General features: G+C 59.1%; 14 protein-coding genes and 1 pseudogene. 7 read left to right on the top strand and 8 right to left on the bottom strand.

Features of this window, described 5'->3' with window-relative positions; translation table 11 throughout:
* The first annotated feature begins 83 nt into the window (after nucleotides 1–83).
* On the top strand, nucleotides 84–494 hold the full coding sequence (locus J7E41_RS11145) for a hypothetical protein (RefSeq protein WP_214992741.1): 411 nt from the start codon (nucleotides 84–86) through the stop codon (nucleotides 492–494).
* Between the two features lie 11 nt (nucleotides 495–505).
* Here J7E41_RS11145 and J7E41_RS11140 read toward each other — a convergent pair whose 3' ends face one another.
* The gene (locus J7E41_RS11140; protein ID WP_214992738.1) at nucleotides 506–1,504 is read right to left on the bottom strand and encodes a LacI family DNA-binding transcriptional regulator; all 999 of its coding nucleotides are present in this window, start codon (nucleotides 1,502–1,504) and stop codon (nucleotides 506–508) included.
* 172 nt (nucleotides 1,505–1,676) lie between these two features.
* Here J7E41_RS11140 and J7E41_RS11135 point away from each other — a divergent pair, with 172 nt between their 5' ends.
* The 3 genes and pseudogenes from J7E41_RS11135 (at nucleotide 1,677) to J7E41_RS11125 (ending at nucleotide 5,195) form a co-directional block, all read left to right on the top strand.
* On the top strand, nucleotides 1,677–2,834 hold the full coding sequence (locus J7E41_RS11135; RefSeq protein ID WP_435304119.1) for a Gfo/Idh/MocA family protein: 1,158 nt from the start codon (nucleotides 1,677–1,679) through the stop codon (nucleotides 2,832–2,834).
* A gap of 26 nt (nucleotides 2,835–2,860) precedes the next feature.
* Nucleotides 2,861–3,911, top strand: a pseudogene (locus J7E41_RS11130) (sugar phosphate isomerase/epimerase family protein).
* A gap of 42 nt (nucleotides 3,912–3,953) precedes the next feature.
* Complete coding sequence (locus J7E41_RS11125) at nucleotides 3,954–5,195, top strand: nucleoside permease (RefSeq protein WP_214992735.1); 1,242 nt, start codon at nucleotides 3,954–3,956, stop codon at nucleotides 5,193–5,195.
* A 3-nt stretch (nucleotides 5,196–5,198) separates the two neighbouring features.
* On the opposite strand, the gene J7E41_RS11120 is transcribed toward J7E41_RS11125, so the two are convergent.
* Entirely contained in the window at nucleotides 5,199–5,639 is a 441-nt protein-coding gene (locus tag J7E41_RS11120; protein ID WP_214992732.1) for an Lrp/AsnC family transcriptional regulator, read from the bottom strand.
* Between the two features lie 131 nt (nucleotides 5,640–5,770).
* Here J7E41_RS11120 and J7E41_RS11115 point away from each other — a divergent pair, with 131 nt between their 5' ends.
* Entirely contained in the window at nucleotides 5,771–6,664 is an 894-nt protein-coding gene (locus J7E41_RS11115) for a DMT family transporter (RefSeq protein WP_214992731.1), read from the top strand.
* 69 nt (nucleotides 6,665–6,733) lie between these two features.
* Complete coding sequence (gene glsB, locus J7E41_RS11110) at nucleotides 6,734–7,642, top strand: glutaminase B (protein WP_214992728.1); 909 nt, start codon at nucleotides 6,734–6,736, stop codon at nucleotides 7,640–7,642.
* Nucleotides 7,643–7,688: 46 nt separating this feature from the next.
* Here the strand turns inward: glsB and J7E41_RS11105 are convergent, their stop codons facing one another.
* The 6 genes from J7E41_RS11105 to J7E41_RS11080 form a co-directional block, all read right to left on the bottom strand.
* The gene (locus J7E41_RS11105) at nucleotides 7,689–8,024 is read right to left on the bottom strand and encodes a DUF6124 family protein (protein WP_214992726.1); all 336 of its coding nucleotides are present in this window, start codon (nucleotides 8,022–8,024) and stop codon (nucleotides 7,689–7,691) included.
* Between the two features lie 580 nt (nucleotides 8,025–8,604).
* Nucleotides 8,605–9,849: a saccharopine dehydrogenase family protein gene (locus J7E41_RS11100; protein WP_214992723.1), complete on the bottom strand. Its 1,245-nt coding sequence runs from the start codon at nucleotides 9,847–9,849 to the stop codon at nucleotides 8,605–8,607.
* A 29-nt stretch (nucleotides 9,850–9,878) separates the two neighbouring features.
* Nucleotides 9,879–10,976 (bottom strand): carboxynorspermidine decarboxylase, encoded by a 1,098-nt coding sequence (locus J7E41_RS11095; RefSeq protein WP_214992720.1) that lies wholly within the window; start codon nucleotides 10,974–10,976, stop codon nucleotides 9,879–9,881.
* A 356-nt stretch (nucleotides 10,977–11,332) separates the two neighbouring features.
* Complete coding sequence (locus J7E41_RS11090; protein ID WP_251029458.1) at nucleotides 11,333–11,824, bottom strand: GNAT family N-acetyltransferase; 492 nt, start codon at nucleotides 11,822–11,824, stop codon at nucleotides 11,333–11,335.
* Between the two features lie 33 nt (nucleotides 11,825–11,857).
* On the bottom strand, nucleotides 11,858–12,946 hold the full coding sequence (locus J7E41_RS11085; RefSeq protein WP_214992718.1) for a polyamine ABC transporter substrate-binding protein: 1,089 nt from the start codon (nucleotides 12,944–12,946) through the stop codon (nucleotides 11,858–11,860).
* Between the two features lie 30 nt (nucleotides 12,947–12,976).
* On the bottom strand, nucleotides 12,977–14,278 hold the full coding sequence (locus tag J7E41_RS11080; protein WP_214992716.1) for an NAD(P)/FAD-dependent oxidoreductase: 1,302 nt from the start codon (nucleotides 14,276–14,278) through the stop codon (nucleotides 12,977–12,979).
* Between the two features lie 117 nt (nucleotides 14,279–14,395).
* Here J7E41_RS11080 and J7E41_RS11075 point away from each other — a divergent pair, with 117 nt between their 5' ends.
* Nucleotides 14,396–15,289, top strand: coding sequence for a LysR substrate-binding domain-containing protein (locus J7E41_RS11075; RefSeq protein WP_214992714.1), 894 nt, complete (start codon nucleotides 14,396–14,398; stop codon nucleotides 15,287–15,289).
* Nucleotides 15,290–15,297 lie beyond the last annotated feature (8 nt).

The following is a 15,297-nucleotide window of genomic DNA, read 5'->3' as shown; positions in this document are numbered from 1 at the left end:
CGAAATAGTTTGGCTATTCTGTGCAATGCCATCCAGGGGTGAGCTGATTATAGTTGGGAAACAATCTCATTGAGGATTCTGCCATGCAACTCGACAGCTCAACGTTTCCTGTGGTGAAAATTGATTTCGACGCCCCGGCCGGCCCAGGCGCAGAGGACGTATTTGTGACGTTCGGTCGCTTGTTGGAGCGTCAGCAACCGTTCCTGTTGCTGCACGACAAAGCCGTGGATGAAACCGCCCATGAGCACTCCCACGAAGAGCGCAAACAAGCCTCGATCTGGATGAAGAAGAACAAACCGGCCCTGCGCACCTTCGTCAAAGGCATGATCCAGGTTGAGCCGAGTGCGGCCAAGCGCCTTGCGCTCAAGCCGTTTGCCGCAACTTTTGGCAAGGCGTGGGGGTATCCGTTACTGGTAGTGGAGTCCAAGGAACGAGCCTGGACACTGGCGCGGGATGTGCTGGATGGTGAGGTTTCGGACGTGGCGCATTTCTAGCACCGACCCTCTTATTTATGAGTGGGCAGGGCCGCGGTGCTGGCGCGTAAGGCGAGCTCAAACGGCAACACCACATGACGCAGTGGCAGCGACGTTTTCTCGATCAGCGCGATGAGCATTTCGACGGCTGTGCGGCCAAAAATTTCAGCCGGTTGGGCGATGGTGGTCAGCGGCGGGTCGCAGTAAGCGGCGAAGGGAATGTCATCAAAACCCACCAGGGAAATATCCTGCGGCACACGCAAGCCCTGTTGTTTGATGCGCTTTAACGCGCCAATGGCCATTTCATCGTTCTCGCAGAACAGCGCGGTGGGGCGCTCGGGCAGTTTCAGCATTATGCCCGCACCCTCGAAACCGGCCTGCAAGGTAAAGTCCCCGTGGCAGATGAGCGCCGAGTCACGGGGGATACCCGCAGCCAACAAGGCGTCTTCATAACCGGCCACGCGATCCTGGGTCAGCGGGCTGCTTTTCGGGCCTTTGATCAGGCCGATGCGACGGTGGCCCAAGTCGATCAAATGCTGGGTCATGGCCCTGGCCGCGCCACGGTTATCCAGGCTGATGGTGGGGTGGCGGCCGTTCTGGATCACCTCGCAGGCATTGACCAGGGGCGGTGAGTCCGTGCAGTCGGTAAAGGGATCGTATGCCCGCAGTTGAATCACACCATCGGCCTGATGGGCGTAGACCAGCTCGGCGAACTGCTTTTCGATTTCTGCCTGGCCTTGGGTGTCGCACAACAGCAGCCGATAACCCGCCGCTTGTGCCGCTTGCTGTGCGCCGCTGATGACCCGCGCGAAAAACGTGTTGGCAATCGCCGGTACCAGGATCACCAGGTTACCGGTGCGCCGGGAGCGAAACTGCACCGCCATACGGTTAGGCCGGTAACCGGTCTGTTCCACGGCGGCGTTGACCTTGTCTCGGGTCTCGGGCAGTACACGTTCGGGGGAGGCCAGGGTTCTGGATACGGTGGCCACCGAGACACCGGCCAGGCGCGCGACTTCACGAATATTGGACAAGGCAACCTCACTATCAGAGCAGCAGCCGGCGAGCTTACCGCAGTCGGGCCATGGCAGAAACGCCGATGTCTTCCATTCAGGGTTTGACACTGCACGCAACTGGGCCTAGATTTTGGCACGATGTAACCGGTTACATCATGATCGAAAATCGTCTGAAAAGAGAAGACTTGCCATGAAAGCTGCTGTGCCAAAAATAAGAATGGGCTTTGTCGGAGGCGGCGAGGGCGCATTTATCGGCCAGGCCCACCGCCAGGCTGCCGGGTTGGATGGCCGTTTTGAATTGGTGTGCGGCGCGTTCAGCCGCGACCCCGACAACAACCGCGACACCGGTACTGCGCTGGGCTTGCCCGAGTCCCGCTGTTACAGCGATTGGCAGCTCATGCTCGCGGAAGAACAGGCGCAGCCCGTTGAACAGCGTATGGAGCTGCTGATCATCGTCACCCCCAATCATTTGCACGTCCCCATCGCCACCCAGGCCTTACAACAGGGCTTCCACGTGTTCAGTGAAAAACCCGCCGCACTTAACCTCGCCGAAGTCCGGACGCTGGCAGAGGTAGTGAACAGCAGCCCCGGCCTCTATGGCCTGGCCCATACCTACCTGGGCTATCCGATGGTTTGGCAGGCTCGGGACATGGTGCGCAGGGGTGTCATTGGTGAACTGCGCAAAGTCATCGTCGAATACCCCCAAGGCTGGTTAAGCCAGGACGTGGCCGGGCAGGGCAACAAGCAAGCGAGTTGGCGCGATCAACCCGAGCAGTCGGGACTGGGTGGCTGCATTGGTGATATCGGCACTCACGCGTTTTCCCTGGCGGAATTCGTCGCCGACCAACCGATTGAACAGGTCTGCGCCAGCCTGGGTATCCACGTGCCCGGCCGGCAACTGGATGATGACGCGGCCATGCTGTTCAAAATGGCCTCCGGTGCCAGTGGTGTACTGATCGCCAGCCAGGTCTGCGCCGGCGAAGAAAACCCGCTGAAGATCCGCCTCTATGGGGAAAACGGCGGTCTGGAATGGCGTCAGGAAGATCCGGCCAGCCTGATCCACCGTTCTCTTGACCAACCCCTGCGTATCCTGCGTTCCGGTGTCGGCCAGCCTTGGTTGTGCGATGCAGCTCTGCAACGCATGCGCTTACCCCCGGGGCATCCCGAGGGTTACCTGGAAGCCATGGCCAACCTCTACGGTGACTTCGCCACTGCCATTCGCCAAGGCACCGAGGCTGTCGGCGTGCCCGGTATTGAAGTGGGCGTGCGCGGCCTGGCCTTTGTCGAAGCCGTGATCGCCAACCATCGCGGCGACGCGAAGTGGACGACATTGGCCTGCAACCCATGAAGGAGATCGCCTCGATGAACCCAGGAATGCGCGGCCCCGGCATTTTTCTCGCTCAGTTCATATCGACTGAAGCCCCTTTCGACACGTTGGCCAACATCGCCCAATGGGCAGCCTCCCAAGGCTATAAGGCGATTCAGTTGCCGACCCTCGGCACCCAATACATTGACCTGGCCCGCGCCGCTGAAAGCCAAGACTACTGCGATGAAATCAAGGCGGTTTGCGCGCAGGCCGGCGTAGAAATCAGCGAGCTGTCGACTCACCTGCAAGGCCAACTCGTCGCGGTACATCCGGCCTTCGATACCTTGTTCGATGACTTCGCCCCGGCTCACCTGCGTGGCCAACCCCAGGCTCGCACCGAGTGGGCCATCGAGCAATTGAAGCTGGCCGCCCGTGCCAGCCAGCGCCTGGGTTTAAAAGCTCACGCGACGTTCTCCGGCGCGCTGCTCTGGCCGTATATCTACCCTTGGCCACAACGCCCCAGCGGGTTGGTGGAGCAAGGTTTTGCCGAGTGCCAAGCGCTGGTTGCCGATCCTCGATTGCTTCGACGCGGCCGGTGTCGACCTCTGCTACGAAATCCATCCTGGCGAAGACCTGCACGACGGTGCGTCCTTCGAGCGCTTCCTCGAAGCCGTCGATTTCCATCCTCGCGCCAACATTCTCTATGACCCCAGCCACCTGCTGTTGCAGCAAATGGACTACCTGGGTTTTATCGACCGTTACCACGAGCGCATCCGCATGTTCCACGTCAAGGACGCCGAGTTCCGTCCCGATGCGCGCTCTGGCGTCTATGGCGGCTATCAAGGCTGGGTCGAGCGCCCCGGCCGCTTTCGCTCCCTGGGCGATGGCCAGATCGATTTCAAATCGATTTTCAGCAAACTCACCCAATACGACTTCAGCGGCTGGGCGGTGCTGGAATGGGAATGCTGCCTGAAGGATGCACAGCAAGGCGCGGCAGAAGGCGCGGCGTTCATCCGGCAGCACATGATTCGCAAGACCACCAAGGCCTTTGATGATTTCGCCGGCGTGACGTCCGGCGAACAGGTCAATCGACGGCTGCTCGGCCTGCCCGACGTCTGAACACAGCTTCGTTTACCAAAATAACAATAAACGGTGATCACAATGAAAGCGCGACTGAGCGTCATGATGTTCTTGCAGTTCTTTATCTGGGGCGGCTGGTTCGTCACCCTCGGCACTTTTCTGGCCAGCAACCTGGGCGCCAGTGGCGGTCAAATCGGCATGGCGTTCTCGACCCAGTCGTGGGGGGCGATCATCGCGCCCTTCATCATCGGCCTGATTGCCGACCGCTACTTCAATGCCGAGCGGATTCTTGCGGTACTGCACCTGATTGGCGCCGTGTTGCTGTATCAGCTGTACCGCGCGCCGGATTTCATCGGTTTCTACCCCTATGTGCTCGCGTACATGGTCATCTACATGCCGACCCTGGCGCTGGTCAACTCAGTGGCCTTCCGGCAGATGAGCGATCCGGCCCAGGAGTTTTCGCGCATCCGGGTGTGGGGCACTATCGGCTGGATCGTTGCGGGGTTGGTGATCAGCTTCGTATTTGCCTGGGATGCCCAACAGGCAATCACCGCCGGCGCATTGCGCAACACCTTCCTGATGTCGGCCATCGCCTCACTCGCGCTGGGCCTCTATAGCTTCACCCTGCCACGTACTGCACCGCTAAAAGCTGAAGCGGGCAGCGGCGGCATCAAGCAGCTGCTGGGGTTGGACGCATTGGGGTTGCTCAAGGATCGCAGCTACCTGGTGTTCTTTATCGCCTCGATCCTGATCTGCATTCCCCTGGCGTTTTATTACCAGAACGCCAACCCGTTCCTCGCGGAAATCGGCGTGACTAACCCTACGGCAAAAATGGCCATCGGGCAGGTGTCCGAGGTGTTGTTCATGCTGTTGTTGCCGCTGTTCATTCAGCGATTCGGTATCAAGATCGCGCTGTTGGTGGGCATGCTGGCCTGGGCGCTACGCTATGCATTGTTTGCCTACGGTAATAACGGTGAGCTGGCATTCATGCTGTTCACCGGCATCGCGTTGCATGGCATCTGCTATGACTTCTTCTTTGTCTCGGGGCAGATCTACACCGACGCCAAGGCGCCGGAGCGCTTCAGAAGCTCGGCCCAGGGGCTGATTACCCTGGCAACCTATGGGGTCGGCATGTTGATCGGGTTCTGGGTGGCGGGGCAGGTGACGGATCACTATGCGGCGGTGGGCGGTAGCCATGATTGGCGCAGCATCTGGCTGTTTCCGGCGGGTTTTGCGTTACTGATCTTTTTTTGTTTTTCGGTGGCGTTCAAGGGCCGCGAGAAAGGGGTGGGGACGTCGGGAGTGGAGCAGCACTCCCGGTGAAAATCACTCGTTCAGCGGTGGCAACCGGCGCTTCACCGGGGTTTTCTTGACGATGGCGGTGTTGGTTTCGGCGTAGGCATTCAAGCGATCGAGCAAGGTGTCCAGGTGGTCCATGGTGCGCACATGCAGGCGGGCGATAAAGCAGTCGTCGCCTGTCACCTTGTCGCATTCGGTGAACTCAGGGATCGACTGGATCTGGCGTTCCACTTCCTGCAACTGACCGGGCAAGGGGCGGATACGCACGATGGCTTGCAGCAGGTAGCCGAAGTGCTTGGGCTCGATATCCACCGTGTAGCTTTTGATGATCCCGCGTTCCTCCAGGCGCCGCAGGCGTTCGCCGACGCTTGGGGAGGAGAGGCCGCTGATACCCGCCAATGTCTTCAGGGACAGGCGCGAGTCTTCCATCAATGCAGAGATCAGTTGTTGGTCAATGGTGTCGATCATGGCGGTCTCGTAAGCTGATAGTGAAGTTTTGCCTTATAAATAAAGGCACTTTTGTTATTTCACATTTTTTAGACGCTGGAAGCCCCGGCGTCGAGATTGCCATAATTTAGCCTCATTTGAGGAGCTCAATCATGGATAAATCCATACGCCGCGGTTCTTGGGAAATGATCGGCGCCATGCTGATTTCCGGCACGATCGGCTGGTTCGTATTGGTGTCCGGCGTGTCGGTGGTCGAGGTAGTGTTCTGGCGCTGCTTGATTGGTGCCTTGACCTTGGCGCTGGTCTGCCTGGTGCTGGGCTACTTGCGTTTCAACGTGCTGACCTCGCGCATCCTGGCCCTGGCGGTGCTGAGTGGTGTCGCCATCGTGGGCAACTGGCTGTTGCTGTTTGAGTCGTACTCCCGGGCTTCCATCTCGATCGCTACGGCGGTCTACAACGTACAGCCCTTCATGCTGGTCTTGCTCGCGGCGTTGTTCCTCGGCGAGAAAATTACCGTGCAGAAACTGGCGTGGTTGGGCGTCGCCTTCCTGGGCATGCTGTCCATCGTGACGGCCCATGGAAATCAGCAGAACGCCGAGGGCGACTATCTGGTCGGTGTCGCGCTGGCCCTGGGCGCAGCGTTGCTGTATGCCATTGCGGCGTTGATCGTCAAACGCTTGACCGGTACGCCTCCCCACTTGATTGCGCTGATTCAGGTCAGCACCGGTGCCTTGCTGCTGGCGCCCATGATCGGGTCACAGGGCGTGCCCGTGTCATCCGGTTCCTGGGCGGCATTGCTGACCATGGGCGTGGTGCATACCGGCCTGATGTATGTGCTGCTCTATGGCGCGATTCAGAAGTTACCGACCGCCATTACTGGAGCGCTATCGTTTATCTACCCGATTGCCGCGATCTTCGTCGACTGGATCGCCTTCGGTCATCGGCTGGGCTGGCTGCAATGGCTTGGGGTTGTTGCGATCCTGCTGGCGGCAGCGGGGTTGCAGCGCGGGTGGTGGTGGAGGGCGAAAGCGGTGGTGCCGGCTTGATCAAGCGGGCGCTTGATGTATCCTCCGCGCCCGCTCACCCACTTTTCCCGAAGAATGACAGAACTCAATATGCAAGCCCTGCTGGAATCGATCCTCGACGAAGTCCGTCCACTGATCGGCCTTGGCAAGGTCGCCGACTACATCCCCGCCCTGGCCGATGTGCCGGCGCAGCAACTGGGCATCGCGGTGTATGGCAACGATGGCGCTTATTACTGCGCCGGTGACGCCCACACCCTGTTCTCGGTGCAGAGTATTTCCAAGGTGTTCAGCCTGGTCCAGGCCATCGAGCATGGCGGCGAAACTATCTGGGAACGCCTGGGCCACGAACCGTCAGGGCAACCGTTCAACTCCATGGTGCAGTTGGAGTTCGAACGTGGCCGGCCGCGCAATCCCTTCATCAACGCCGGCGCCCTGGTGATCTGCGACATCAACCAATCGCGCTTTGCCGTGCCGATCCTGTCCATGCGCGACTTCGTGCGGCGCTTGTCGGGCAACCCGCAGATCCTGGTCAACAGCGTCGTCGCCGAATCGGAAGCCCTGCACGGTGCGCGTAATGCGGCCATGGCGTACTTGATGAAGTCCTTTGGCAACTTCCACAACGATGTGGACGCGGTGCTGCACAGTTACTTCAACTACTGCGCGTTGCAGATGAGCTGCCTGGACCTGGCCAAGGCGTTCTGCTTCCTGGCGAACGAAGGGACCTGCACCCACAGCGGCGAGCAGATCCTCACGCCGCGCCAGACCAAACAGGTCAACTCGATCATGGCCACCAGCGGGCTGTATGACGAGGCGGGCAACTTTGCCTATCGGGTCGGGCTACCGGGCAAGAGCGGGGTAGGGGGAGGGATTGTGGCGGTGGTGCCGGGACAGTTTACGGTGTGCGTGTGGTCGCCGGAGTTGAATGCGGCGGGGAATTCGCTGGCGGGGATGAAGGCATTGGAGCTGTTGAGTGAGAGGATCGGGTGGTCGGTGTTTTAGTGGCTTGATGATCGTTCCCACGCTCTGCGCAGGAACGATTTTTATCTCAAACAATGGGAGGAGATTTGTCCAGCGCGTTGTTCACCAGCAGTTGTACACCTTCGATCATTCGGCAAATACCCAGCGCCACATTGCGTTGGGCGCCATCGATTTCAAAGGCCAGGTGGGTGGCGATGTCGCTGATGGACGCTAAGTCCTGGGACGCGTTGACCAACAAGGTTTCTGTGCCTAGATCGGCGCGCACGATGAAGAGTGCGTCGCTGGGTTCATGTGTTGGTTTTTCGGGATTGAGGTAGTGGTTGATCGCGCGGTACGCCACTTCGTGCAGGGTGCTGGTGTCGAAGTTTTGATGGTTTGGGGGATTTGGACTGTCTTTAATCATGGTGAAGCTCCTGGTAGTGGAGCTGCGACCGTTCGCGGTCAAACGAATAGGGTGGCAGCTGTACGCGGGTTGACCGACCGGAACCAGTGATCCGGCATACCCGAAGGTATCCCGCGCACAGCTGCCGCGACACGATACCTCAGGAACAAAAAAAACGCCTGAAATAGGTCTTGGGTGCTGTAGCGCACTGGTAGAGTCGGACGGTCAAATCCGGACGCTGAATTGGCAGCGACGGCAGGGAGGTTAGTCAGTGCCTTTCCGAGGGACAACCTGAAACAGGTGTGGGAAAAGTCTGAGCGCTTTTGGCTGAGCCGAAGGGGTGGTAAACCCTGATATCGCGGTGTATCAGATAGACTGCCTACGCAGCCTCGCCGGGGCTCGACAGCTGCTACGGGAGTGTGCTTGCCGGGTGAGGTCCCAATCATCCCCACGTAGCAGTTGTCGAGCGCCAGCGAGGCTACGTCCAGCCACGCCACACACCTAAAGCCGAACATCTAACTCTCCCAAGCGGAGTTTGTGTGCGCCAAAACAAAAAATGCGCCCATTCGGGCGCATTTTTTTGTTCAGTCAGCCATCACCCTCAGGCGATAGCATCCCAGGCACGATCACCGTTCTCGTCTTTAATCCGAGTCGGCAAGCCCATCACGTCCAACGCTTTCAGGAACGGCTCGGCCGGCAGTTCCTCGACGTTGGCCATGTGCTTCACATCCCACACACCACGCGCAACCAACAGCGCTGCTGCCACTGGCGGTACGCCGGCGGTGTAGGAGATACCCTGGCTGTCGGTTTCGGTAAAGGCTTCTTCGTGGCAGGCCACGTTGTAGATGAACAGCTCGCGCGGCTGGCCATCCTTGGTACCTTTGACCAGGTCGCCGATGCAGGTTTTGCCGGTGTAGCCTGGCGCCAGCGAAGACGGGTCAGGCAGCACAGCCTTGACCACTTTCAGTGGTACCACTTCCAGGCCTTCAGCGGTCTTGACCGGTTTCTCGGAGAGCAGGCCGAGGTTTTTCAGCACGGTGAAGACGTTGATGTAGTGTTCGCCGAAGCTCATCCAGAAACGCACGTTGGGCACGTCGAGGTTCTTCGACAGCGAGTGCACTTCATCGTGGCCGGTCAGGTACAGGTTTTGCGAGCCTACGACCGGCAGGTCGTCGGTGCGCTTGACCTCGAACATGGTGTTGCTGGTCCACTGGCTGTTCTGCCAGCTCCATACCTGTCCGGTGAATTCGCGGAAGTTGATTTCCGGGTCGAAATTAGTGGCGAAATATTTGCCATGGGAGCCGGCATTGACGTCGAGAATATCGATCGAATCAATGCGGTCAAAATGCTTTTGTTGCGCCAGCGCCGCGTAAGCGTTGACGACACCCGGGTCGAAGCCCACGCCGAGGATGGCCGTGATGTTCTTCTGTTTGCACTCTTCCAGGTGGTTCCACTCGTAGTTGCCGTACCACGGCGGCGTCTCGCAGACTTTGCCCGGCTCTTCGTGGATGGCGGTGTCGAGGTAGGCCACGCCGGTATCGATGCAGGCACGCAACACCGACATGTTGAGGAAGGCGGAACCGACGTTGATGACGATCTGCGATTCGGTTTCGCGAATCAGTGCCTTGGTCGCTTCCACGTCCAGGGCGTTCAGCGCAAAGGCTTTGATGTCGGCGGGTACCTTGAGGCTACCCTTGGCCTTGACGCTGTCGATGATGGCCTGGCATTTGGAGATGTTGCGCGACGCGATAGCAATACGACCGAGTTCGTCGTTGTGCTGCGCGCACTTGTGGGCCACCACCTTGGCGACACCTCCTGCACCAATGATAAGAACGTTCTTTTTCAATTGCTTTAGCTCTCCTTTATCTGTCCGCTTTACGAAAGGCTGGACAGGTAGTCTTCGTAACCAAATTCACGAACCACTTCGACTGTACCGTCGAGTTGTTTCACTACGATGGACGGCATTTTCAGGCCGTTGAACCAGTTTTTCTTGACCATGGTGTAGCCTGCGGTGTCGATGAACGACAGCCGATCGCCGATGGTCAGCGGACGATCAAATGGGTATTCACCGAAGATATCCCCGGCCAGGCACGACTTGCCGCACACCATGTAGGTGTGATCACCCTCGCTCGGCGCCAGCTTGGCGTTGAGGCGATAGATCAGCAGGTCCAGCAAGTGGGCTTCGATGGAGCTGTCTACCACGGCCAGGTTTTTGCCGTTGTAGAGGGTGTCGAGCACAGTGACTTCCAGCGAGGCGCTGTTGGTGATCGCCGCTTCGCCCGGTTCCAGGTACACCTGCACGTCGTACTTTTGCGAGAACGCCTTGAGGCGCTGGCAGAAGGCGTCGATGGCATAGCCTTCACCGGTGAAGTGGATGCCGCCGCCGAGGCTGACCCAGTTGACCTTGTGCAGCAGTGCGCCGAAGCGTTCCTCAATGGTGCTCAGCATCTGGTCGAACAGGCCGAAGTCGCCGTTCTCGCAATTGTTGTGGAACATGAAACCGGAGATTTGCTCGATCACGCCTTCGATCTTCACCGGGTCCCATTCGCCCAGGCGGCTGAACGGGCGCGCCGGGTCAGCCAGCAGGTAGTCGGAGCTGCTCACTTGCGGGTTGACGCGCAGGCCGCGGGTTTTGCCTTCGGAGCGTTCGGCAAAGCGTTGCAGTTGGCTGATGGAGTTGAAGATGATCTTGTCGCAGTTATCGAGCATTTCTTCGATTTCATCGTCGGCCCAGGCCACGCTATAGGCGTGGGCTTCACCTTCGAACTTCTGCCGGCCGAGCTTGAGCTCATAGAGCGACGAAGACGTGGTGCCGTCCATGTATTCCTGCATCAGGTCGAACACCGACCAGGTGGCGAAGCACTTGAGTGCCAGCAGAGCCTTGGCCCCGGACTGCTCGCGCACGTAGGCGATCTTCTGCATGTTGACCAGAAGCTTCTGTTTGTCGATGAGGTAGTACGGCGTTTTGATCATTTTCAGAGCCTGCGGCGGTGCCTGCCAAAAAAGGACACGCATTGTGCCCGCACTTGGTTCAGATCGAAAGGTTAGTCAGCGGATTTTGCTGGCCCGGCTATAAGCTGGCCTGTGAATATGACATCTCGTAGGTCAACGTGCCCGCGAAAGACATACTCGCCAACGCGACTGAGGAAGGGCTCGTCGCCTGACGTTGAAACACAGAACTATCAGGCAACAACGATCCCCTGTGGGAGCCGTCGAGCTTTAGCGAGGCCGCGATAGCGGTGTGTCAGGCAACATCTTTATTGGCTGTGCCGACGCCTTCGCGGCCTCGCTAAAGCTCGACGGCTCCCACATTCGACTTGCGCAATATTTCACAAGGAGCTCGGCCGGGCTCCCAAGGATCTGGCGTGCGTTGCGTGCTCGTCTTGTATCAGCTCAAACCCGCAGCGCAGGTAAAATGCTGCACCCTCGGGCGTATCCGTGGACAGGCGCACGACGCGAAACTGCCGGGATGCATGTTCAAGAAGCTGCCCGACCAGTGCGTTTCCAATGTTGCGACCTCTTGAGGCCCGTGCGACGTACACCCTGCGCAGCCTGCCAACGTCGGGCCCGGCATAAGGGTCATATGACAGACCGCCAACGGCGACCAACTTTCCACTGTCGATGACGCCCAAAAGACACTCACCCGTGCGCTCGAAACGGTTGGCCCCGCTTTCCCACTCTGCAATCAGCCGCGTCAGAAACCTGAATCCTTCAGCAACCGCGTCTGCTTCCAGTGCCCAAATTGCTTTGGGCAACGCTGAGAGTTTGCGTATCGACAATCCGTCCGTTGCTTTGGCCACTGTGTATTGACTCAATCCCATGCTCAATGGGGTGACTATAACGTTCTCTCGGTGTTACGTATTGGTCTTCAGCTTCGTCCACAACCGCGTCGCCAACCGCGCGATCGCCGGTGGCAGGTCTTCGACGATGAACAGCTTGTCCATCACGCTTTTCGGCGGGTAAATCGCCAGGTCCTGCTTCACCGCAGGGGTGACGTATTCATCCGCCGCGCTGTTGGGGTTGGCGTAATGAATGCTGTTGCTGATGTTGGCGATCACCTTCGGCTCAAGCAGGTAGTTCATATACGCATAGCCATTCTTCTCATGGGGCGCACCCTTGGGCATCACCACCATGTCCAGCCACAGGGTCGAGCCTTCGTCAGGAATCGAATAGGCAATCTCGATCCCATTCCCGGCATCCTTGGCGCTGGCCGCCGCTTGCACCACATCACCGTTAAAACCAATCACCGCGCAGATGTTGCCGTTGGCCAGGTCGCTGATGTACTTGGAGGCGTGGAAGTACTGGACGTAAGGCCGGATCTTGAGCAGTGCCTGCTCGGCCTTTTTATAGTCGGCGGGTTCGTGGCTGTGGTGGGGCAGGCCGAGGTAGTTGAGGGTGATGGGCAGGATCTGCGTCGGGTTGTCGATGATTGCCACGCCGCAGGCACTGAGTTTCTTGATGTTGTTTTCGTCAAAAAACAGGCTCCAGGAATGGGTGACGTCGGTATTGCCGAAGATTGCCTTGATCTTCTCGACGTTGTAGCCGATCCCCGCCGTGCCCCACATATAAGGGAAGCCGTATTGGTTGCCGGGGTCGTTGGTCTCAAGCTTTTTCATCAGCACCGGGTTCAGGTTCTTCCAGTTGGGCAACTGGCCTCGGTCCAGCTTCTGGATGGCGCCGGCCTTGATCAGTCTGGACAGGAAGTGGTTGGACGGGCTGACGACGTCATAACCGGTGTTGCCGGTCATCAGTTTTGACTCCAGGACTTCGTTGCTGTCATGGATGTCGTATGTGGCCTTGATCCCGGTTGCCTTGGTAAAACTGGGAAGGGTGTCGTCGGCGATGTAGCCGTTCCAGTTGGAAATATTCACGGCTTCGTCGGCATAACTGGCTGACGAAAACGCGGCGAGCAATACCGCCAGGGACAGACTGTTGATGTGCATTTCAATCACCGTTGTTGAGGTTTTTTTGTTCTAGATTTCTGTCCGGGCCCGGACCGTTTCCACGCGCATGCGCAACAGGGCGCCAATGTCAAAGAAGGGGCGCGGCGGGAGCCAGCCGGGTTGGGCCCGGTGCATCACCGACTGCAAGAGCGGCGAATCGCCTCCCGATGCCCACTCCGCCAGCAACCGGCCCCATAACGTGCCGCGCGCAACGCCCGAGCCATTGCAGCCGGCGATGGCGTACAGGTTGTTCTCGACTTTCGCGAAATAGGGTTGCCCGCTGCGGGATGCGCTTAAATGCCCGGTCCAGGTGTAGTGGATGTCTTGCTCGGTCAGCCATGGAAAACGTCGCTGCAAGCCGAGCACATGGTGCTGCCGACGGTGCAACAGATCGCTGCTGGACAGGTCCTTGGTGCGGTATTCCGCTGTGTTACGGATCATCACGCGCCGATCCGGCGTCAGGCGCACCGTTGCGCCGAGCGGCCGGGTGGACAGCACTCCCCAGGGCTCTACGCTGCCGATAGTGCGGAACTCCTCGTCACTGAGAGGGCGGGTGAGGCTGGCGCTCAACTCCATCGGGAAGGTGGCGCTGTCATCCAGGCCCACACGTGGGATGAAGGCGTTCAGGCATACCAGGACTTGTCGGGCCTCGATACGGGCGTCGAGACCGATGGCGCGGATCCTGCCATTGGCTGTGCGCTCAAGGCGGGTGATGTCGGTGTTTTCAAACAGGGTCACGTTGCCTGGCAAGGCTTGCAACAAGCCGTTGACGTACTTTGCCGGTTGCAGCAAGGCGTTGCCATTACCGCACCAGATCGCGGCCTGGTAATGCTCGGTGCCCAGGGTTTTGCGCAATGGTTCGCCTTGCAGGAAGTGCGCAGAGGCACCGACCGCCTGCAGCGTCGCCAGTTTGGCCTCGACATGGTCGAGCTTGTCTGGGTCGTGCACGGCAAAAAAATAGCCGCTGTCCCGGAAATCACAGGCAATGCCATGCAGGGCGATGCGTTGGCGCACTTCGTCGCTGGCTGCCCGGGAAATCGAGGTGTCGATTTCAAAACCGGCAAACCCTGGACGCTCCATCAGTTCATCGGCAGCTGGATGCTCATGAGCAACCACAAAACCCGAATTGCGCGCTGAGGCGCCCTGGGCTGCGTGTTGACGGTCGACGATCACGATACGTGCCTGGGGGTGCATGTGCGCCAGACTGTGTGCGGCACACAGTCCGGTAATCCCGGCGCCGATCACCAGCCAGTCGGCTTTCTGCACGCCTGTCAGTCGATCCCGGGCGGGCAGGCTGTCAGTCTGGGCAATCCAGCCACATACGTTTTTCATGAGGTACCTCGGCTGTATGCATTGTTCGCATGGTTGAATTATTGCTATAGCTGGAATTTATAGGGGCTGTGGTGATACAACCAACGTTATAAAATCATCCAGCTATTCGGAAAATGCATGGGTAACATCCGCCACGTTCCCTCGCTGCAGGGCTTGCAGGCCTTGGTTGAAGTCAGCGACTGCGCCAGCTTCACCCAGGCGGCGCAGAAGCTGTGCCTGACCCAGAGTGCGGTTAGCCGAAAGATCCAGCAGTTGGAGAGTCACTTCGGTGTGCCGATGTTTGTCAGGACCAGTCGCAGCCTGCGGCTGACGGCCGAAGGCGAGCAAGTACTGACCAGCGCGCGGAGCATCCTGGCGCAACTGAAGGTGCTGGAAGATCGCCTGTCGCCGCACAAGCGCCCGTTTCGCATCCGCCTGCATGTGTCGCTGGCTGTGCGCTGGTTGCTGCCCAAACTCAGCGACTTTTATCGCCGCCATCCGGATGTTTCGCTGGCGATCGAGACCGTTGCCACCGAGGTTGTCGAGCCTGCCAGTGACAGTGATGCGTATATCCGTTACCTGCCCCAACCTGCCCATGATCCAGGCAGCCTGAGCTTGTTCCAGGAAGCCTTGGTGCCGGTCTGCGCTCCCGGGCTTGGACCATTGGCGTCGGTGGAGGATCTTGTGCGCTTTGCGCTGCTACACCGTTCGGCTGACAAGCAAGACTGGATGACCTGGCTGGCAGCCAACGGTGCCAGGTCACTGGAGGCTTACCGGCATATTCCCTTCAATCTTGATGAGCTGGCGCTTGATGCGGCCGCACGCGGGCTTGGGGTGGCGATGACGGACATGACGCTGGCAGCGGAGTCTATCGAGCGTGGCGTGCTGGTGGTGCCGTTTGGCCGCCCTTTGCAGACGGGCGGCGTGTATTCGTTGTGCCTGCAACCCTCGGCGGCGTCCCATCCGGCGTGTTCGGTGGTCATGCAGTGGTTCGCCCGGCAAACGCAGCACAATGTTTCCTCGCCGTGCTAACGTCACCT

This window comes from Pseudomonas fluorescens (assembly GCF_018614655.1).
In the GTDB taxonomy this organism is placed as follows: domain Bacteria; phylum Pseudomonadota; class Gammaproteobacteria; order Pseudomonadales; family Pseudomonadaceae; genus Aquipseudomonas; species Aquipseudomonas fluorescens_BX.
This window is presented reverse-complemented; position numbering and strand designations above follow the sequence as displayed.